This window comes from Corynebacterium hansenii, from assembly GCF_030408795.1.
GTDB lineage: Bacteria > Actinomycetota > Actinomycetes > Mycobacteriales > Mycobacteriaceae > Corynebacterium > Corynebacterium hansenii.
This window is the reverse complement of sequence record NZ_CP047211.1, coordinates 2,474,309-2,492,912: the sequence shown is the minus strand read 5'-3', so window position 1 is coordinate 2,492,912 and position 18,604 is coordinate 2,474,309. Positions and strand designations below refer to the sequence as shown.

Annotated in this window: 15 protein-coding genes and 1 tRNA gene; 12 read left to right on the top strand and 4 right to left on the bottom strand. The window is 71.4% G+C overall.

Annotated elements, in window-relative coordinates; genetic code table 11:
- Positions 1–7 precede the first annotated feature (7 nt).
- The 4 genes from sepX (at position 8) to CHAN_RS11010 (ending at position 2,924) form a co-directional block, all read left to right on the top strand.
- Complete coding sequence (gene sepX, locus CHAN_RS11025) at positions 8–1,414, top strand: divisome protein SepX/GlpR (protein WP_290289749.1); 1,407 nt, start codon at positions 8–10, stop codon at positions 1,412–1,414.
- Between the two features lie 99 nt (positions 1,415–1,513).
- Positions 1,514–1,586 (top strand) — tRNA-Ala (locus CHAN_RS11020).
- Positions 1,587–1,681: 95 nt separating this feature from the next.
- Complete coding sequence (locus tag CHAN_RS11015) at positions 1,682–2,086, top strand: DoxX family protein (RefSeq protein WP_290289747.1); 405 nt, start codon at positions 1,682–1,684, stop codon at positions 2,084–2,086.
- Positions 2,087–2,099: 13 nt separating this feature from the next.
- Complete coding sequence (locus CHAN_RS11010; protein ID WP_290289745.1) at positions 2,100–2,924, top strand: zf-HC2 domain-containing protein; 825 nt, start codon at positions 2,100–2,102, stop codon at positions 2,922–2,924.
- 33 nt (positions 2,925–2,957) lie between these two features.
- Here the strand turns inward: CHAN_RS11010 and CHAN_RS11005 are convergent, their stop codons facing one another.
- A complete protein-coding gene (locus CHAN_RS11005; RefSeq protein ID WP_377748485.1) occupies positions 2,958–4,505 on the bottom strand; it encodes a dolichyl-phosphate-mannose--protein mannosyltransferase in 1,548 nt (515 codons plus the stop codon).
- A 185-nt stretch (positions 4,506–4,690) separates the two neighbouring features.
- Between CHAN_RS11005 and rsmI the strand changes: the two genes are divergently transcribed.
- The 4 genes from rsmI to CHAN_RS10985 all read left to right on the top strand — a co-directional run bounded on the left by rsmI (position 4,691) and on the right by CHAN_RS10985 (position 10,062).
- Positions 4,691–5,617 (top strand): 16S rRNA (cytidine(1402)-2'-O)-methyltransferase, encoded by a 927-nt coding sequence (rsmI, locus tag CHAN_RS11000; protein ID WP_290293485.1) that lies wholly within the window; start codon positions 4,691–4,693, stop codon positions 5,615–5,617.
- A 202-nt stretch (positions 5,618–5,819) separates the two neighbouring features.
- Positions 5,820–7,718 (top strand): BCCT family transporter, encoded by a 1,899-nt coding sequence (locus CHAN_RS10995; RefSeq protein WP_290289741.1) that lies wholly within the window; start codon positions 5,820–5,822, stop codon positions 7,716–7,718.
- 37 nt (positions 7,719–7,755) lie between these two features.
- On the top strand, positions 7,756–9,465 hold the full coding sequence (locus CHAN_RS10990) for a BCCT family transporter (protein ID WP_290289739.1): 1,710 nt from the start codon (positions 7,756–7,758) through the stop codon (positions 9,463–9,465).
- Between the two features lie 171 nt (positions 9,466–9,636).
- Complete coding sequence (locus tag CHAN_RS10985; RefSeq protein ID WP_290289736.1) at positions 9,637–10,062, top strand: hypothetical protein; 426 nt, start codon at positions 9,637–9,639, stop codon at positions 10,060–10,062.
- Here CHAN_RS10985 and CHAN_RS10980 read toward each other — a convergent pair.
- Positions 10,059–11,393, bottom strand: coding sequence for a chorismate-binding protein (locus CHAN_RS10980; RefSeq protein ID WP_435384059.1), 1,335 nt, complete (start codon positions 11,391–11,393; stop codon positions 10,059–10,061). The genes CHAN_RS10985 and CHAN_RS10980 overlap by 4 nt on opposite strands.
- 77 nt (positions 11,394–11,470) lie before the next feature.
- Positions 11,471–11,968, bottom strand: a complete 498-nt coding sequence (locus CHAN_RS10975; protein WP_290289732.1) for an ankyrin repeat domain-containing protein — start codon at positions 11,966–11,968, stop codon at positions 11,471–11,473.
- 206 nt (positions 11,969–12,174) lie between these two features.
- Between CHAN_RS10975 and metG the strand changes: the two genes are divergently transcribed.
- Complete coding sequence (gene metG, locus CHAN_RS10970) at positions 12,175–14,028, top strand: methionine--tRNA ligase (protein WP_290289730.1); 1,854 nt, start codon at positions 12,175–12,177, stop codon at positions 14,026–14,028.
- A gap of 193 nt (positions 14,029–14,221) precedes the next feature.
- On the opposite strand, the gene CHAN_RS10965 is transcribed toward metG, so the two are convergent.
- Positions 14,222–15,127: a DUF1707 SHOCT-like domain-containing protein gene (locus CHAN_RS10965; protein WP_290289728.1), complete on the bottom strand. Its 906-nt coding sequence runs from the start codon at positions 15,125–15,127 to the stop codon at positions 14,222–14,224.
- 202 nt (positions 15,128–15,329) lie between these two features.
- On the opposite strand from CHAN_RS10965, the gene CHAN_RS10960 reads away from it, so the two are divergent.
- From CHAN_RS10960 to CHAN_RS10950, 3 genes are read left to right on the top strand one after another with little or no spacing between them, the layout of a single operon-like run.
- Positions 15,330–16,334, top strand: coding sequence for a siderophore-interacting protein (locus CHAN_RS10960; protein WP_290289726.1), 1,005 nt, complete (start codon positions 15,330–15,332; stop codon positions 16,332–16,334).
- Positions 16,335–16,338: 4 nt separating this feature from the next.
- The gene (locus tag CHAN_RS10955; protein WP_290289724.1) at positions 16,339–16,995 is read left to right on the top strand and encodes an ABC transporter permease; all 657 of its coding nucleotides are present in this window, start codon (positions 16,339–16,341) and stop codon (positions 16,993–16,995) included.
- Complete coding sequence (locus CHAN_RS10950) at positions 16,976–18,598, top strand: ABC transporter ATP-binding protein (protein ID WP_290289723.1); 1,623 nt, start codon at positions 16,976–16,978, stop codon at positions 18,596–18,598. The genes CHAN_RS10955 and CHAN_RS10950 overlap by 20 nt, the downstream gene beginning before the upstream one ends.
- Positions 18,599–18,604 lie beyond the last annotated feature (6 nt).

Below are 18,604 nucleotides of genomic sequence, written 5' to 3'. Positions count from 1 at the left end.
CCCTATCATGTCCAGCTCTCTGCTCCTCGTGCTCATCGTCGTGGTGTGGCTGTTCGTGCTCGCGCCGTTGGTGGTGAACACCAGGCAGCCCATCCGCCGCACGTCCGAGGCCCTTGGCCGTACCCGCCTTCTCCACCAGGGCGGCGAGACGGTGGCCACCAAGCGAAGGCGGCCGACGCTGACCGAGCGCGACGTGCGCAAGCCCGGCGAGGAGGTCGATGAGTCGCTGGAGACCGTCGACGCCGAACTCGATGATCTCCCGACGGCCGGCGCCACCGCGGTGCGGGGCCGTGCGGGGCGTGGGCGGGATGATCTGGACGACGACATCCTCATCGATGACCCCGAAGATGCCGCCGCCGATACTGCCGCCGCCGATGGCGATGCCGCGGCTGAGCGGGCCGGCCGTGGCGCCGATGGGTCCGGCGATGGTGCGCGGATCGAGGACGACGCCGAGGCCGTGCCCGCGGTCGTCGAGGGCGACGTCGTCTACGAGCTGGAGGCCGGTGCCTCCGAGCGGGATTCCGAGCGGGATGGGGCCGGGGAGCCGGAGACCACGAAGGACGCGGAGGCCGGCGTTTCCGTCACGGGCGCGGAGCAGGGCGCGGACACGAAGCTTGACGACGCCGACGCGGTCGCGGAGGAGCCCGCCGGCCGCGGTGCCGTCGCCTACGCGGCCGCCGGGGAGACCCGCGCGTACCTGACGCCGGAGGATTTCCTGGTGGTCGACGACGAGACCGCCGCGGAGGAAGCCGCGGCCGCCCCGTACGCCGATGCGGAGGGCTCCGGCGACGGCGCCGAGGGTGCGGACGCCGGCTCCGATGCCGCTGCCCGCTACGCCGATGCGGATCCGGCCTCCGACTACGACTACGACGACGATGCGTTCGGCGCCCCGCGCGGCCACCGCGGCGCGGGCGACCGGTACGACGAGCTCGACGACTTCGACGACACCCTCACCGACGACGACCTCGCCTTCGCAGAGCGCCGCCGCGGCCGGGGCGGATTCGATCCCGTGTCCGATGCCCGCTACGCCGAAACCCGGTTCGCGCGCCGGCGCCGCAGCGTGGGCGTCCTGGCCGCGTTCATCGTCGTCGGTGCCGCCCTGGGCTTCTTCATCGGCGGGTGGACGTGGTGGCTGCCGCTGGCCGGCGCGGGCCTGCTGGTGCTGTACCTGGTGTACCTGCGCCGCACGGTCATCGCGGAGAACGAGCTGCGGGCGCGCCGCATCCGCCGCATGAAGATGGCGCGGCTGGGCGTCCGCAATTCCGAGGACGAGGAGCTGGGCATCCCCGAGCGCCTGCGCCGCCCTGGCGCGGTCGTGGTCGAACTCGACGACGAGGACCCGGATTTCGCCGATCTCCCGTACTCGACCTACGAGTCCCCGGAGCAGGACATCCGACGGGCCGCAGGCCAGTGACCTGCTGATTTTGGCCCCCGGGGCGGGGCTGTTAAAGTTGCTTTCGTCGCAGACGGGGTGCCGGTACCTTCGCCGGAATCCGGTGCTCCGTAGGCGCGAGGGGCTATAGCGCAGTTGGTAGCGCGTCTCGTTCGCATCGAGAAGGTCAGGGGTTCGATTCCCCTTAGCTCCACGCTCGACACCCGGGTGTCAGCGACAAGGGTTCTTCCGAAGGGGTTCGGGAGGGCCCTTTTTCGCGTTCCGGGTGTCCCGGCTATCCTTCTTGCCATGGACCGACCCGCCGTATTCGATGGAGCGTTGCTCGTGCTCCGCCTCATCTTGGGCGTCATTTTCATTGCGCACGGGTGGGACAAGATCTTCATCACCGGCGTCGATGCGACGACCGGGTATTTCGTCTCCGCGGGCATCCCGCAGGCGGAGATGACCGTGTGGCTGGTGGCCATCACCGAACTGGTCGGCGGGGCGCTGCTGATCCTGGGTCTGCTGGCCCCGGTCGTGGCGGTGGTGCTCGTGGTGACCATGCTGGGCGCCCTGTGGGCGGTGCACCTGGGCAACGGCCTGTTCGTGCGCGATGATGGCGCGGAGCTGGTGCTCTCGCTCATCGGCGGCCTGATCATCGTGTGGGCGTTCGGCGCGGGGCGGGCCAGCCTCGACCGGATGTTCACCAGGTAGGCGGGGAGCGGGCATGGATTGCGAGGACGTTCGCGCCGCATTGTCGGCGCGGTTGGACGGGGAGCCCTCCGGCGTCGACGACGACGTCGTCGACGCGCACCTCGACGCCTGCGACGAGTGCCGCGCGTGGTTCGAGAAGGCCGTCGCCCTCAACCGTTCGCTGCACATGGGGCCGGCGGGGGAGCGCGCCGCCGCCGGTGCGGGCCCCGCGGGCCCGGGTGCGGGGCCGTCGCTTCCCGACGCCGCCGACATGGCCGCTTTGTCGGAGCGCATCCTGTCGACGGTGGAACCGGAGCGGCGCCGCCGGGAACGGACGTGGTTGTTCGTCGCGGGTTCCGCGCGCGTGCTGCTGGTCCTGCTCGGCGTCCTGCATCTCGCGTGGGGCGTGCAGCTGCTCCTGGGGGCGGGCGGGGCCATGAACCAGGTGGCGCTGGATTCCGGCGGGCAACTCGGCGGCGCCCTCGGTGGCACGCTCGGGGACGAAGCCGCTGCCGCGGCGGCCGCCCTGGACGACATCATCGCCCCGACCATCGATGCCGCGGCGATCCGCCTGGCCTTCGCCGTGGGCATGTTCAGGGCGGCGTGGCGGCCGCGCGCGGCGATGGGCATGACGCCCGTCTACGGGGCGGCGGCGATGTTCTCCATCGGCTTCGCCACCCGCGATCTGGTGCTGGGCACCCTCGGCGTCGCCGACGTCGCGGGGCTGGCGCTCATGGCGCTGTCCGCCGTCGCCCTCGGCCTGGTGTGGCTGGGCGGGTACACCCCGTCGGCGATGGCGCAGGCGTGGCGCGCGGCGGCCGGTCGCCCGGTGCGGGGCCTGCCCGGCGAGTTCGACTGAGAGACCGGGCACGGCGCAGGGCGGGGCGTTCCGCTACCGCCAGCTCGGCAGCCAGAGGCGCATCTCGAAGGTCTCCGTCGGCAGGGGGATGCCCGTCATGATGGGCAGCCAGAAGACGAACGCGGCCACGACGACGGCGAGGTACGCGGCGACGACCGCGATGCCCGCGTGCCCTCCCCGGGGCCGCCAGCGGGCCACGTCGCCGGCGATGATCGCGATGGCCATGAGCACGAACGGGATCAGCGGAGTGGCGTAGAAGAAGTACATCTGACGGTCGTAGGCGATCAGCCACGGCACCCACGACGCCAGGAATCCGACGGCGGGCAGGGCGAACCGGCCGTCGCGGCGGAGGATCCACCGGTACAGCGCCCACAGCATGACGGGCACCAGCAGCCACCAGATCGGCGGGGTGCCGAAGAGCATCAGCCAGCCCTTGCATTCCCGGCCGCCCAGGCACGTGGTGTCGTTGGAGTAGTACAGCATCGGCCGACCGGACCAGATCCACTGCCACGGCTTGGATTCCCACGGGTGCTCGTGGCCGCCGGAGGTGGTCAGCGACCCGTGGAATTCGAGGACGCCGCGCTGGTAGTGCAGCCAGTTCTGCACGGCTTCGGGCAGCCGGTCGGTGCCGGGGATGCCGGTGTCGCGCTGGGCGGCGGGCAGGTGCCGGTACACCGACGTCTCCTCCGCGAACCACGATCGCCACGACAGCAGGTACACCGTCAGCGGGACGGCCACCAGGTGTCCGAGCGCGGGCAGGGTGTCGCGGACCAGCGCCCCGAGCGTCGGCTTTCCGACGCCCGCGCGGCGCCTGTCCACCAGATCGCAGAACACGCTCAACAGCCCGAACGCCGCGATGTAATACAGGCCCGACCATTTCACGCCGAGCGCCAGGCCGAGCATGACGCCGGCCGTGAACCGCCACCAGCGCCAGGGCAGGGGCGGGCCGAGGGCGTCGTCAAGCGGCCGCGGAACCTCCGCGAGCCGGCGCGCCACCCGGTCCCGGTCCACCGTCAGCGCCCAGGCGGCGCCGAGGACGAAGGCGGTCTGGATGATGTCGAGCATCCCCATCCGGGAGGATACGAACAGCACGCCGTCGGCGATGGCCAGCACGCCGGCGACCGCCGCGGCCAGCGTCGAAGCGGACAGGCGGCGGGTGATGTCCATGATCGCCAACACCACCAGCACGCCGCAGACCGCCGACATGAACCGCCAGCCCAGGGGCGTGTAGCCGAAGAGCCACTCGCCGAAGGCGATGACCTGCTTCGCCACCGGCGGGTGCACCACCAGCCCGAAGCCCGGGTTGTCCTCGATGCCGCCGAGCAGCGGGTCGCCCGTGGAGCGGAGGATCTGCCACGCCTGCGGGACGTAGTGCTTCTCGTCGAAGACCGGGGTGCCCTTGTCGGTGGGGAAGCCCAGCCCGACGAACCGCGTGATCGCCGCGAACAGCGCGAGGACCCCGAAGACCTGGGTATCCCACGGCGTCCACCGCACGGGGACGCGCGGCTGCGGCGCGGGCCGCGGGGACTTGACGGCGCGGGCCCGGACCAGGCGGCGAAGCTTGCCGCCGGACGCGGGCACCGGCACCGAATCCACCGACGCGGGCGGCGTGTGCGTCGTCGCCGCCGGAACTTCCCACGAAGCCGAATCGGGTTCGGCGCCGTCGGTTCTCGGCTCGTGGGGAGGCTGGGTCACGACCACGATGATAGGCAAGGGCCGTTAGGATCGCGTCCATGGCTTCCAACGGCGACAGTGACCGCACTCCGATGGACGACTCCCGGGAGGGCGCCGGCTGGGACGCCGCCCGCACCGGGGGGAGGGTCCTCCGGCCGGGCATCACCCTGGCCGCCACGCCGCTGGGCAACATCGGCGACGCCACCGATCGCCTGCGCGCCGCACTCGGCGAAGCCGACGTCATCGCCGCCGAGGACACCCGCCGCGCCCGCCAGCTGGCGTCGGCGCTGGGCGTGGAGATCCGCGGGCGGGTCGTCTCCAATTTCGACCACAACGAGGAGCAGCGGATCGCGCAGCTTCTCGACGCCGCCCGCTCCGGGCACCGCGTGCTCGTGGTCACCGACGCCGGCATGCCGGTGGTGTCGGACCCCGGCCTGGCCGTCGTCGCCGCCGCCCACGACGCGGACCTGCCCGTGACGTGCCTGCCCGGGCCGTCGGCGGTGACCACAGCGCTGGCGCTGTCGGGGCTGAAGGTCGGGCGCTTCATCTTCGACGGGTTCGCCCCGCGCAAGCAGGGCGCCCGCCGCGAATGGCTGCAGTCGCTGGCCGCCGAGCAACGCGCCTGCTGCTTCTTCGAATCGCCCCACCGCCTGGCGGCGACGTTGGCCGAGGCCGCGGACATCCTCGGCGGGGACCGGCGCGTGGCCGTGTGCCGCGAGCTGACCAAGATGTACGAGGAAACCCGCCGCGGCACCCTCGAGGAGATCGCCGAATGGGCGGGCGAGGGCGTGCGCGGCGAGATCACGGTCGTGCTCGAGGGCGCCGGCGTAACCAGCGCACCGGTCAACCCGGAGGATCTGGTCGAGGAGGTGGAGTTCCGCGTCGCCGGCGGAGACCGCCTGAAGGACGCCTGCCGGTCGGTCGCGGGCACCGCCGGGTTGGTGAAGCACCGCGAGCTGTACCAGGCTGTGCTCGACGCCCGGGCCGAGCGGGATGCGGACGAGGACGTCGGAAAGTGACCGGGTCGCCCGCGAAACCCGCGTGCGCGGGGATTTCGGCCAATATTGTTAACCAATCGTGATTTGCATTTACCGGGCCCCCGCGTGACCAGTGGCAATGGTGACGCCGCGGCGGCGTTCATGGGCGCCAAATCTGGGAAATTCCTGAGATGAATGTCAGTTACGTTTGAAATCGCAGGTCACGGCCCGCCATGGTGGTTACATGACCACCTCTGACCGTGAACATGGACAACCGCACGAAAGAGATCCGCACGAAAGAGAAGGACTCGAAGGGCCGGACGGCGGATCCTCCGGGTCCGCCACCGGAGGCACCTACCACGGCGACGGCTTCGGCGACGCCGCGGGCGTGGCCACGGGCGAGGTCATCCCGCCGCCGGCCATCGCCGACCACGACCTCCCGGGGGAGAAGTCGTCGGGACGCGCCGGCTCCGGCATCGACCTGGCGGTGACCCTCCCGGCGGTGGGGCTGATCCTCGCCGTCGTCGCGTGGGGCCTGCTCAAGCCGGAACACTTCGCCAACTTCGCCGAGACGTCGCTGACGTGGGTCGTGGCCAACACCGGTTGGCTGTTCGTGCTCGCCGGAACGGTTTTCGTGTTCTTCATCGTCGGCATCGCGCTGTCGAAGTTCGGGCACATCCGCCTCGGCGGCGACGCCGAGAAGCCGGAGTTTTCCACGGTCAGCTGGATCGCGATGATGTTCGCCGCCGGCATGGGCATCGGCCTGATGTTCTACGGCGTCACCGAGCCGCTGACGTTCTACCGCAACGGCGTGCCCGGGCATGAGCGGCACGAGGTCGGCACCGCCATGGCCACGACGATGTTCCACTGGACGCTCCACCCGTGGGCCGTCTACGCCATCGTCGGCTTGTCCATCGCCTACGGCACCTACCGCCTCGGCCGCCGCCAGTTGATCTCGGCGGCGTTCATCCCGCTGATCGGCGTCCGCAACGCCGAGGGCGTCGTCGGCAAGCTCATCGACGTGCTGGCCATCTTCGCCACGGTCTTCGGCACCGCCGCCTCGCTGGGCCTCGGCGTCCTGCAGATCACCGCCGGCATGGAATACACGGGGCTGGTGTCCAACCCGGGCACGTGGCTGATGCTGGGCGTCGTCATCGTCCTGGGGCTGGCGTTCCTCGTCTCCGCGCTGTCCGGCGTGAACAAGGGCATCCAGTACATCTCCAACTTCAACATGATGGCCGCGCTCGTCTTGGCGGTGTTCGTGCTCGTCGCCGGCCCGACCGTCGTCATCCTCAACTCCATCCCCACGGCCGCGGGCTCGTACCTGGCGCAGTTCTTCGAGATGGCGGCGCGCACCGGCGCTTCCGCAGACGGCACCGCCGGGGAGTGGCTGTCCACCTGGACGATCTTCTACTGGGCCTGGTGGATTTCGTGGTCGCCGTTCGTCGGCATGTTCCTGGCCCGCATTTCGCGCGGCCGCACGATCCGCGAGTTCGTGTTCTCCGTCGTGCTCGTGCCGTCGATCGTGTCCCTGGTGTGGTTCTCCATCTTCGGCGGCTCCGCCATCGAGTTCGAGCGGATCGGCCAGTCCATCTGGGGCGACGGCAGCGCCGAGGGCCAGCTGTTCGCGCTGCTGGGCGATCTGCCGGGCGGCTCGATCGCCGCGTACGTGGCGATGATCCTGCTGGCCACGTTCTTCATCACCTCCGCCGACTCCGCGTCGACGGTGATGGGCACCATGAGCCAGAACGGCCGCCTCACGGCCGCGCGCCCCGTCACCGCCATGTGGGGCATTTCCACGGCGCTCATCGCCGTCGTGCTGCTGCTCACCGGCGGCGAGGACGCGCTGTCGAACCTCCAGTCGGTGACCATCCTGGCGGCGAGCCCGTTCCTGCTCGTGGTCATCGCCCTGATGTTCGCGCTGGTGAAGGGCCTGTCGGATGACCCGCTGTACCTCGATGAGCGGGAGCAGCGCCGCTTCGCGCTGAAGCTCGCCCGCGAACGCCGCATCGCCGCGGCCGCCGAGGGGCGCCGGGTCCCGCGCCCGGGCCGGAACCCCAAGCAGGGCAAAACCGGCAAGGGCGGCAAGCTCGGGAAGTCCGGCAAGTCCGGCAAGGCCCGCGCCGGGGCGCCCGAAAAGTGACCGCGAAGTGACGCGACAGGCGACGCAGGGAGAAATCATGGGCGAGCATGAGGATCCGGCCACCGTCCGGGACGGGATCCCCGACTATGCGGGTGGTGCCGAGGGGACCGGCGAAAACGGCGGCGGGCGCGGTTTCGCGCGCGCCATCGATTGGGGCGTGGCGGCGCCCGCGCTGATCCTCGTGCTCGCCATCGCCGTCTGGGCGATCCTGATCCCGGAGGGATTCGGGGAAGCGTCGAAGGCGGCTTTCCAGTGGCTCGTCGGCACGCTCGGTTGGGCGTTCATCATCGCCGCCGTGGTCTTCTTCGTGGCCATGATCGCGCTGGCGTTTTCCTCCTTCGGCCACATCCGGCTGGGCCGCGACGGCGAGAAGCCGGAGTTTTCCACGGTCAGCTGGATCGCGATGATGTTCGCCGCCGGCATGGGCATCGGCCTGCTGTTCTATGGCGGGTACGAGCCGCTGTACCACTACCGCAACGGCGTGCCCGGCCACGCGCCCGGCAGCTCCGAGGACGCCTTCGCGCACACCCTGCTGCACTGGGGACCAGTCGCCTGGGCAACGTACGCCGTCGTCGGCGGCGCCATCGCGTACTCGACCTTCCGCATGGGGCGGCCCCAGCTGATCTCCGCCGCGTGCGCCCCGCTGATCGGCGAACGACGCTCCCGCGGATGGCTGGGCAAGATCATCGACATCATGGCCATCTTCGCCACCGTCTTCGGCACGGCGATGTCCCTGGGCCTGGGCGCCTCCCAGATTTCCGAGGGCTTCCGCGCCACCGGCCTCATCGCCGACCCGGGGCTCGGCGTGATGCTGGTGGTCATCGGCGTGCTGTCCGTCGGATACCTGGCGTCGGCGATGTCGGGCGTGGCCCGCGGCGTGCAGATCATGTCGAACATCAACATGGGCATGGCCGCCGCCATCGCCGTGTTCGTCCTGGTCACCGGGCCGACCGTCGCCGAGCTCGATTCCATCCCGATGGCGCTGGGATCCTTCCTCGACGAGCTCTTCGAGATGACGTCGCGGTCCGCGGTGTCCGCCGACGGCACCGCCGGCGAGTGGCTGGGCTCGTGGACGATCTTCTACTGGGTGTGGTGGGTGTCGTGGACGCCGTTCGTCGGCATGTTCCTGGCGCGCATCTCGCGGGGCCGGACCATCCGCGAATTCGTCGTGGGCATCGTCGTCGTGCCGTCGACGCTGACCCTGCTGTGGTTCGCCATCTTCGGCGGCACGGCCATCGAGTTCGAGCGCACCGGCCGTTCCATCTGGGGCGACGGCAGCGCGGAGGCGATGCTCTTCGCCATGCTCCGCGAGCTGCCGTGGAACGGCATCGTCCCGCTGCTGACGATGGTGCTGCTGGCGACGTTCTTCATCACCACCGCCGACTCCGCGTCGACGGTGATGGGCACCATGAGCCAGCGCGGCCGCGTCAACCCGACGCCGTGGGTGTCCGGGGTGTGGGGCCTGATGACCACGCTCATCGCCGTCGCGATGCTGCTGTCCGGCGGCACGGACATCCTGTCGTCGCTGCAGACGATCATCATCGTCGCCGGCTCGCCGTTCCTGCTGGTGGTCATCGCGCTGCTCGCGTCGCTGATCCGCGGCGTGGCCAACGACCCCAGCCGGCTCGACGAGAAGGAGGCCCGCAAGGTGCATCTGCGCATGTTGCGGGAGCAGCGGGCGCGGGAGAAGGAGGCCCGAACCGGCCGAACCGGCCGAACGGCCCGGAAGGTGCGGCGCCGCTCCTGACGAGTGTGCGCGGGAGGCCCCGTACCGCACGCTCGTGGGGGTCTGGGGGGCCTGGGGGTCTGGGGGCCCGGGGGTCTTGGGGATCCGGGGGCGGCGGCTCTTGATCACGGAATGTGGCCGGCCCGGCACCGGGTTATCGTGTGCGCATCCGCCGTGAACAGGGGGGGGCGCATGAATCGATCGAAGGGCTACGTCGGCATCGCCGGCATGGCCGCCGCGGCGCTGGCGTTCGTCACGCTGATCATGCTGCTCCCCGTCTTCATCGGGTACACCCTCTACCCCGAGTCGCTGAATTGGTTCTCCGGGTGGATCTGCGCGGCCGGCGATTCAACGGTGGTGTCCATTCGCCACCACTGGGGCACCGACGATGGCGGGATGGCGATGTCCTTCCGCACGTATTGCCGCGACGCCGCCGGCGGGGAGACCGAGGTGGCCTGGTACCGGATTCTCGGGGCCCTCGTCGCGATGGCCGCGGCGTGTGCTGCCGTGATCGTCGGGGCGTTCGTCGCGTGGCTGGCGGCGAAGGCGCGGGCGGAGCACCGCTCGGCGTCGCGGGCCGATGACCGAGCGCCGGAACCCCGGTGGGAGCTCCGCTAGGCGCCGTCCAGCAGGGGCGCGGCCTTGGCCATGATCTCGTCCCATTCCTTGGCGGGGTCGGAGTCGATGGTGATTCCGCCGCCCACCCCGGCCTCGACGGTGATGGCGGTGCCCGCGGTGATCGAGGCGTCCGCCGTGCCCGCGGGGTTTTCGGGATCGGCACGCCCCTGGTCGGGGCCGCCGTCGTCGCAAAGCATGCCGCCCGGGCCCCGGAACTCGGCCGTGCGGATGGCGACGTTCAGTTCCAGCCGATCGCCGACCGCCGCGCCGACGCCGCCGCAGTGCACGCCGCGCGGCTCGGGCTCCCACCGCGAAATGAGCTCCGCCGCGCGGATTTTCGGCGTGCCGGTCACGGACGCGGGCGGGAAGCAGGCGTCGATGAGGTCGGCGTGGGGAGTGCCGTCGGGAAGCGTCGCGGTGACCTCGGAAACCAGGTGCCACACGCCGGGCGCGGGCCGCACCGCCAGCAGATCGGTGACGCGCACGCCGCCGGTCACCGCGACGCGGCCGAGATCGTGGCGCACGAGGTCGACGATCATGATGTTCTCCGCGACGTCCTTGCGCGACGCCGCCAGCTCCGCCGGATCGGCGGTCGCGGGCACCGTCCCCTTGATCGGCGATTCGCGCACCGTCGCACCGTCGCGCACCAGGAACTCCTCGGGGCTCAGGCTCGCGACGACGACATCGCGCCCGTCGGCGTCGATGCCCGCGAGGAACGCCGCCCGCACCGGCTCATGCTTGACGACGCGACGGGCCCACCACGCGGCAGCGGCCGCCACCGTCGGGTTCGGGGTGGTGCCTTCGTCCGCCGCCGCGGCGACCTTCCCGTGGAACCGCGTGGACAGGCACGCCTGGTAGACGTCCCCGGCGCGGATGGAATCGAGGCAATCGAGCACGCCGCGCTCGTGGGCGGCGCGGGCGGCGGGGGTGCCGTGATCCCAGTCGATCCGGGGATCATCGGGCAGGCCGATGCGGGCGGCGGCGGTGAGCAGGTCCGGCAACGTCCCGGCCAACTCCGCCGACGCGCCGGGCGCCGCGGACCAGGTGCCCGGTTCGTCGTAAAAGAGGACGTCCCGCGTCTGCGCCGAAAACGCCGGCCCGGAGTACGGCGACCACCCGAAACACCACGGCTCGTGGTCGGTCGAAGTGAGGGGCGATGGGGCGTCGTCAAGCGAAAAAGCCGACGCCGCGCCGCCCGCGACGGGACGCGGCGCGCAATCCACCGCGACCACCGCCGCATGCCCGAACCAGTCGCCGACCAGCGCCGCCGGCCGGTGGCCGAGGGCGACGAGATGGGCGACCAACTGCGCGGGCGTGGGATTCACGCCGATGATCGTAGCCGGGGGCCGGCGGGCGTCGGCGCGCGCCCGAGCCCGGTCCACGGGAGGTGCCGCGGTGGTGGCGGCGATCAGCCGAGCAGATCCTGCGGCGCCACGCCATGGTCGTTGGCGACGGACGGATCGGCGCCCCGGGCCAGCAGAAACGCGGTGACGGCCGCGTCGGGCTCGAACGTCATCGCGGCGCGCCACAGCGGGGTGTTGCCCCACCCGTCGCGTGGATCGATGGCGGCGCCCGCGTCGAGGAGGAGCCCGGCGCAGGTGACGTCGTCCTCCAGCGCCGCGAAGTGCAGCGCCCGGAAGTCCCGGCCATCCGAAGCGTCGACGTCGGCGCCCCGTTCGATCAGGCCCGCGACGAGGTCGGGGCGGCCGCGGGTGACGGCGTTCATCAGGAGGGTGCGCCCGTCCCGGTCGACGCAATCGACCCCGTGGGCGGCGGCGAACTCGTCGAGCATGGCGCCCAGTTCGGGGGAAGCGGTGGCCTCCGTGTCTTCCCGGGCCCCCGGGCCGGGGTCGGACATGAGCAGGGAGAGGAAAACCTCGTAATCGACGGGCTTCTGGTCGGACATGCGCGGTAGCTCCCGGTGTCGTCGGCGGCCTCGTGCGGTGCGCGGGGCGAACCGGGACATCGTCGCACGGGAACCGCCCCCTCCGCCACGGGTCCCGCCGCCGACGGTGCCCCCGCGAAAGGGGCGCGCGCACGGCGCCGCCGACCGTGGCTCCGCCCCGCCCACACTGCGCGAAGCCATCCGGGCCATGGTTTAACCTGAAAGGCATGTCTCGCATCCTCACCGCCGTCGCCTGGCCGTACGCCAACGGCCCCCGCCACATCGGGCACGTCGCCGGGTTCGGCGTCCCGTCCGACGTCTTCGCCCGCTACCAGCGCATGGCGGGCAACGAGGTGCTGATGGTCTCCGGCACCGACGAGCACGGCACCCCGCTGCTGGTGCAGGCGGAGAAGGAGGGCGTCACCGTCCAGGAGCTCGCCGACCGGTACAACCGGCAGATCGTCGAGGACCTCGCCGGCCTGGGGCTGTCCTACGACCTGTTCACCCGCACCACCACCCGCAACCATTACGCGGTGGTGCAGGAGCTGTTCCGCGGGCTGCACGACAACGGCTACATGGTCAAGCAGACGACCATGGGCGCCATTTCGCCGTCGACGGGCCGCACCCTGCCGGACCGCTACATCGAGGGCACGTGCCCCATCTGCGGCGCGTCCGGCGCCCGCGGCGACCAGTGCGACAACTGCGGCAACCAGCTCGACCCGGCCGACCTCATCGACCCGGTGTCGAAGATCAACGGCGAGACCCCGAAGTTCGTCGAGACCGAGCATTTCCTCCTCGACCTCCCCGCCATCGCGGAGTCGCTGGCGGAGTGGCTGCGCGCCCGCGAGGACTGGCGCCCGAACGTGCTGAAGTTCTCGCTCAACCTCCTCGAGGACATCCGCCCGCGCGCCATGACCCGCGACATCGACTGGGGCGTGCCCATCCCGCTCGACGGCTGGTCGGATGACAAGGCGAAGAAGCTGTACGTGTGGTTCGACGCCGTCGTCGGCTACCTGTCGGCGTCCATCGAGTGGGCGCACCGCATCGGCCGCCCGGACGCGTGGCGCGAGTTCTGGAACGTCGGCGGCGGCGAGGACGGCGCGGGTGCCGAGTCCTTCTACTTCATGGGCAAGGACAACATCACCTTCCACTCGCAGATCTGGCCGGCGGAGCTGCTGGGCTACGCGGGCAAGGGCTCGCGCGGCGGCGAGGCGGGGCAGCTGGGCGATCTGGCGCTGCCGACGGAGGTCGTGTCGTCGGAGTACCTGACCATGTCGGGCTCGAAGTTCTCGTCGTCGAAGGGCGTGGTCATCTACGTCAAGGACTTCCTGGCCGAGTTCGGCCCCGACCCGCTGCGCTACTTCATCGCGGTGGCCGGCCCGGAGAACCAGGACACCGACTTCACGTGGGACGAGTTCGTCCGCCGCGTGAACAACGAGCTGGCCAACGGTTGGGGCAACCTGGTCAACCGCACCGTGTCCATGGCACACAAGAATTTCGGCGAGGTCCCGCAGCCGGGCACTTTGCTTGACGACGACGCCGCGCTCCTCGATTTGGCGGCCCGCACTTTCGATGAAGCCGGGCGGGCGCTCGCCGCGTCCCGTTTCCGAGCCGCGGTGACGGCCGCGATGCACGTCGTGGGCGAGGCGAACGCGTACATCGCGGCGCAGGAGCCGTGGAAGCTGGCGAAGGACGAGTCGCAGCGCGAGCGTCTGGCCACCGTGCTGTGGACGGCGCTGCAGGTGGTGTCGGACTGCAACACCATGCTGACCCCGTTCCTGCCGGCGTCGGCGCAGAAGGTCCACGAAACCCTGGGCCGCGAGGGGACGTGGTCGGCGATGCCGGAGATCCGCGAGGTCGCCGACGACATGCCGGTCGAGCCGGTGGGCGTGGGCCTGCCGGAGGCGGGTCGGACGTACCCGGTGATCATGGGCGACTATGCGTCGCAGCAGGCGACGTGGGGCCGCGTGGAGATGGTGCCGGGGACGGCGCTGTCGAAGCCGAAGCCGCTGTTCGCGAAGCTCGATCCGGAGTTGGCCGAGACCGGCCCGGAGTGGGCGCCGGTGAACCCGGAGCAGTAGGGGCCGAGGCGCCTCGGCCACGGCCGGCGTCGGTCAATCCGTTGATCCCGCGGCTCCAGCCAGATCGGCACGGCCGGCGGCGCCCCACCGAGCCAGATGCGCCAGGTCCGTGCAGATGCACCCGTTGCAACGGGCGCATCTGCACGGACCTGGCGCATCTGCGTGTGGGGGAGGGGGGAGGGGTCGTCGGCGACTACTGACCGCGGCCGTAGGGGTTTCCGCCGGAAGGTCCCGGCGTGGGGCCGCCCGCGTCGTTCCCGTTGCCGGCGCCGCCCGCATCTCCAGTACGACCTGCACCACCGGCGCCGCCCGCATCTCCGGCACCACCTGCGCCACCGGCACCACGGCCACCGGAGCCCCGGCCGAAGAATCCGGCGGTGCCCTTCAGCCCGCTCTTGCCCATCTCGCCCAAGTTGCTCATGGTCTCCGGGTCGAAGGCCTTGTTGACGATGCCGAGTGCGCGGCTGGTCAGCTCCTCCGCCTGCGCCTTGCGTTCCAGCCGCAGTGCGGCGAGGCGCTCATCTTCCAGCAGCTTCTGCTTCGCGGCGCGCTCCTGCTCGGCGGCCTTCCGTTCGGCGGCGCGGAGCTTCTCGGACGACCGCAGCTCGCGCAGCCGCTGCCGCTCGACCGACTGGGGGCTGGGGACGTGCCACGAATCGGGGCCGACCTTCATCACGTAGAGCATCAGCCACACCGTCGGGATCAGCAGCAACAGCACCGCCGGCAGCGACGACCCGGCAATCGAACCCCAGACGATGGCGCCCGCGGCGGACCCGACCGTCGTCAAGCCCAGGAGCCCCAACCGGGTCTTCTTGCCGTGCCGGTAGGCGGCGTCGATCTCCTCGCCGGCGTAGAGCTTCGCCGGCGCCTGCCCGGGGAGGCCGCTCACGCGGGAGGCGGGGAGGTCGTCGAAAAGCGGCACCAGCTCGGTGCCTGTCCGGGCGCAGGCAACCTGGCGGACGCGCTCGTCGTACTCGTCGATGGTCAGGCGGCCCTCGGAGAAAGCGCGGCCGAGACTGGCCATCGCCGCTTCGCGCTCGGCGTCGCTGATGCGGTAGCCGGCGCCGTCTCCCGTGGGGTTTCCGTGGTAGGCCGTCATGATGGCGAGCTTAGTGCACCCGGCGACGGCCATCCCGGGCATGGCCAGGAGCGTTGGGAAGAAAAGCGCCAGACAGGAAAGCCAAGCCTTACCTTGGGTATTATGGTGATCCATTGGTGCCCGCGCCCGCGGTGCACCCGACGATGACCCTGGCTCGCATCCGGGAAGAACCCCGGTGGGGAACCGGGAAGAAAGGCGCATCATGAACCCGACAGAACCCCGCGCATCCACGGTGGTGCTCGATCCCGAGGAGCGCACGGCGCTCGAGGCGATCCTGAACGACCCGGCGCATCGGGCCGGCCTGGAGCAGCGCACATGGACGCTCACCGGCATCTCCGATCGCGCCGAAGGGCTGGTCCGGATCTCCGGGACGTTGTCCGGCGACGACGTTCTCGTGGGCTGGGACGGACCGAACGTCGCCGTGCGCCTCGCCGTGCCCGTGGCCTCCCCGGAACTCGCGGGGGCTGCCGCGATCACTGGCGCGGGCACCGATAACCCGGGAGCGGGCACCGACGACCCGGGCGCCGGTGAGCCGGGCGCGGGTCCGGCGACCTCTTCGAGGGTGTACACGGTCGCCGGCTTCGATGCGGCGCAACGGCGCATGGACATCGATGTCGTCCGGCACGCGGACCCGTCGCCGATGATGACCTGGCTGGCGGGGGCGCGCCCCGGCGACGCCATCGTGGTCACCGGCCCGCGGGGACATCAGCTGCCGGTGCCGGGCGAGCCGCGCCATTTCCTCGCCGATTCCAGTGGGCTCCCCGCGTTGGCGGGGATTCTCGCGGGCACCGCGCGCGGTGGTTCCCGCGACCACGTGGTCGTTGCCGCACCGGAGGACCACGTCGACCTGTTCATCGCCGAGCTCACCGCCCATGGGGTCGAGATCGGCGCGGACGTGTCTCTGGTGGTCGTGGATCCGTCCGCCGCCGGTGCCGGCCCCCTGAGCGAGGTGTTTCGTTCGCTCGACGTGCCTGCGGGGGCAAGCGTGTGGGCGGCGGGCGAAAGAGATGACATCCGGGCGATCCGGGCCCGCTGCCGCGACGAACTCGGGTTGCCGCGCGAACGGATGCGCCTGTCCGGTTACTGGCGTCGGGGGTCGTCGGCGACCATGGCGGACCTGAACCGTCTGCGGCGCATGCGGGAACTGCTCGCCGCCGGCAAGGGTTTCGACGCCGCGGACGACCTCGACCTCGACGTGGAGGGCTAGGTTCATGAGGGAAACGATCGCCCCGGCGTCCCGCTCGCGGGCCGCCCATTCTCGCTTGACGACGCGCTCGCTGCTGGCATGTGCGGTCCTGGGCGCCTTCACCGCGGTGCTCATCCATCTCTCGCGGTTCCTCGGGTTGGCGTTGGCCGCGGGCGCCCCGTGGTTGAGCTTCCCCGCTCCGTTGCCGTGGTTCCTGGTCATCATCGCGGCGGCGTTGCTCGTGCAGCGCAGCGGGGCGGCGTTGCTGACGTCGTTCATCGGCGCGGTGATCGGCGTCGGCGCGTTGTCCCTCTGCGGCGGCATCGTCGTCGAGATCGTGTTCTTGGTCGCGCGGAAGCTGGGCGCGGCGCCCGCCCGCGTCACCGCCGCCGAGCGTGCCCGGCTGCCGCGCAGCTCACTGGTCATCGCGCTGATCTCCGGCGTCCTCGTCGCGGCGATGATGTTCGGGTTCATGTTCCTGTACAAGGAGTTCCTCCTCATCCCCGCCGAACTGAAGGTCGCCGCTGCGGTCGTGCGGGTGGCCTTGGGGCTCGTTTACGGGTGGCTGGCGTACGTGCTGGTCAACGCGCTGCTTCGCGTGGGTGTGGATCCGCAGGGCGTCGTCGGGCATGACTGGGACGGCGATCCGGCGGAGGCGGACGATGCCCCGGTCGGCCGATAGCCGCGCGGACGCGCCGCGGACGGCGAATGCCGGCTCCGCCGCGGTCTCGATCCGCGGTCTGCGGGTCGGGTACCCGGGCGGCCGCACCGTCTTCGGCGGCCTCGACGTCGACTTCGCGGCGGGGACGTACACGCTGGTGTCGGGGCCCACGGGCAGTGGGAAGAGCACTCTCGCCCTGGCCTGCGCGGGACACCTCGAGGGGGCGCGGGTGCATGGTTCGGTTTCGGTCGGGGGCCGTCGGCTGGCGGACGTGTCCCCCGCGGACAGGGGAGGCATCGTCGCCGCGGTGTGGCAGCATCCGGAACGGCAATTGTGCGCGTCCGGGGTGCTCGACGAGGTCCGCGCGCCCTTCGATTACCGCCTGATCCCGGCGCCCGAGGGCGACCGCGGAGCCCTGGACCTGCTCGCGGCGACGCGCCTGGGCCACCTCCCGCACCGGGCGAGCCCGTTCGCGATTTCCGGCGGTGAACAGCAGCGGCTCGCCCTGGCCGCGTCGCTGGCGCCCGGCGCGCCGGTCATCGTCCTCGACGAGGTCACCTCCCAGCTCGACGACGCCGCCGCCTCGGCGTTCTCGCGGACCATCCGGGGGTTGGGCGACGTCACGGTCATCGCCATCGACCACCGGGCGGATGCGCATCTTCCCCACGCGGACCGGGTCATCGTCCTCGACCATGACGGGAGCATCGCGCTGGATGGCGCCCCGGCGGACGTGTACGCCGGTGCGGCGGACGAGTGCGCGCGCCTCGGGGTGCGGATTCCGGCGGCGTTCGCGGCCGGGGTCCCGGGCGACGTCCATGGCGGCGCCGGGCCGGATGCCTCCGGTTCGAACGCCGCCGTTCCCGCCTTGTTCGGGTTCGCCGCGTCCGCTCCCGCTTCGCCCGTGACTCCCGAGCCGGCGATGCCCGGCCTGGAGGTGCGGGGCCTCACCGTCCGCAGGCACGGGCGCACGGTGCTCGACGACGTCGCTTTCACGCTTCCGAAAGGCGCCGTCGCCGTGATCACCGGTGGCAACGGTTCGGGCAAGACCACGTTGCTCGACGCCATCGCGGGCAAGCGGCGCGGGGCATCGGGGACGATTCTCCCCGGTCGGCGGGCCCGCATCCGCGCCGGGATCGGGTATTCGCCGCAGCGGGGAGGGGACCTCATGTTCGCGGGCACGGTGCACGACGAGCTCGCGGGCGCGTTGGCGGCTGGAGGTCGCCGGCCTTCGCGCGTCGCGGCCGTGCGGGGCGGTCCCCGGAGCGAACCCGGCGGCGCCGGCGCCGCCAGTGACATCGACCGGATCCTGCGCCGCTCGGGGCTTTCCGGGACCGGGCGGCGCCACCCCCTGACTCTTTCCGGGGGCCAGCGGCAGCGCCTGTCGGTGGCGGCGGCCGTGGCGGGCCGGCCCCGCGTGCTGCTCCTCGACGAGCCCACCAGCGCCCAGGACGCCGACGGTCTGCGGCGGGTCCGCGACCTCATCGCCGATGGGGCCGACGATCGGGTGACGCTCATTTCGACTCATGATGCGCAACTTGCGGAGGCCGTCGCCACGCACCGCATTCGGCTTGACGACGATCGGGCGGTCTGCGCCGAGGTGCCGCGGAATCGGGGCGCCGCATGATCCGTG

Bases quoted from the DNA above. Each gene is read 5' to 3' on its own strand.
- CHAN_RS10975 (WP_290289732.1), bottom strand. From the start codon at position 11,968: ATGTCCGACCAGAAGCCCGTCGATTACGAGGTTTTCCTCTCCCTGCTC.
- CHAN_RS11010 (WP_290289745.1), top strand. From the start codon at position 2,100: ATGGATTGCGAGGACGTTCGCGCCGCATTGTCGGCGCGGTTGGACGGG.
- CHAN_RS10965 (WP_290289728.1), bottom strand. From the start codon at position 15,127: ATGACGGCCTACCACGGAAACCCCACGGGAGACGGCGCCGGCTACCGC.
- rsmI (WP_290293485.1), top strand. From the start codon at position 4,691: ATGGACGACTCCCGGGAGGGCGCCGGCTGGGACGCCGCCCGCACCGGG.
- CHAN_RS10995 (WP_290289741.1), top strand. From the start codon at position 5,820: ATGACCACCTCTGACCGTGAACATGGACAACCGCACGAAAGAGATCCG.
- metG (WP_290289730.1), top strand. From the start codon at position 12,175: ATGTCTCGCATCCTCACCGCCGTCGCCTGGCCGTACGCCAACGGCCCC.
- CHAN_RS10950 (WP_290289723.1), top strand. From the start codon at position 16,976: ATGCCCCGGTCGGCCGATAGCCGCGCGGACGCGCCGCGGACGGCGAAT.
- sepX (WP_290289749.1), top strand. From the start codon at position 8: ATGTCCAGCTCTCTGCTCCTCGTGCTCATCGTCGTGGTGTGGCTGTTC.
- CHAN_RS10960 (WP_290289726.1), top strand. From the start codon at position 15,330: ATGAACCCGACAGAACCCCGCGCATCCACGGTGGTGCTCGATCCCGAG.
- CHAN_RS10955 (WP_290289724.1), top strand. From the start codon at position 16,339: ATGAGGGAAACGATCGCCCCGGCGTCCCGCTCGCGGGCCGCCCATTCT.
- CHAN_RS10990 (WP_290289739.1), top strand. From the start codon at position 7,756: ATGGGCGAGCATGAGGATCCGGCCACCGTCCGGGACGGGATCCCCGAC.
- CHAN_RS11015 (WP_290289747.1), top strand. From the start codon at position 1,682: ATGGACCGACCCGCCGTATTCGATGGAGCGTTGCTCGTGCTCCGCCTC.
- CHAN_RS10985 (WP_290289736.1), top strand. From the start codon at position 9,637: ATGAATCGATCGAAGGGCTACGTCGGCATCGCCGGCATGGCCGCCGCG.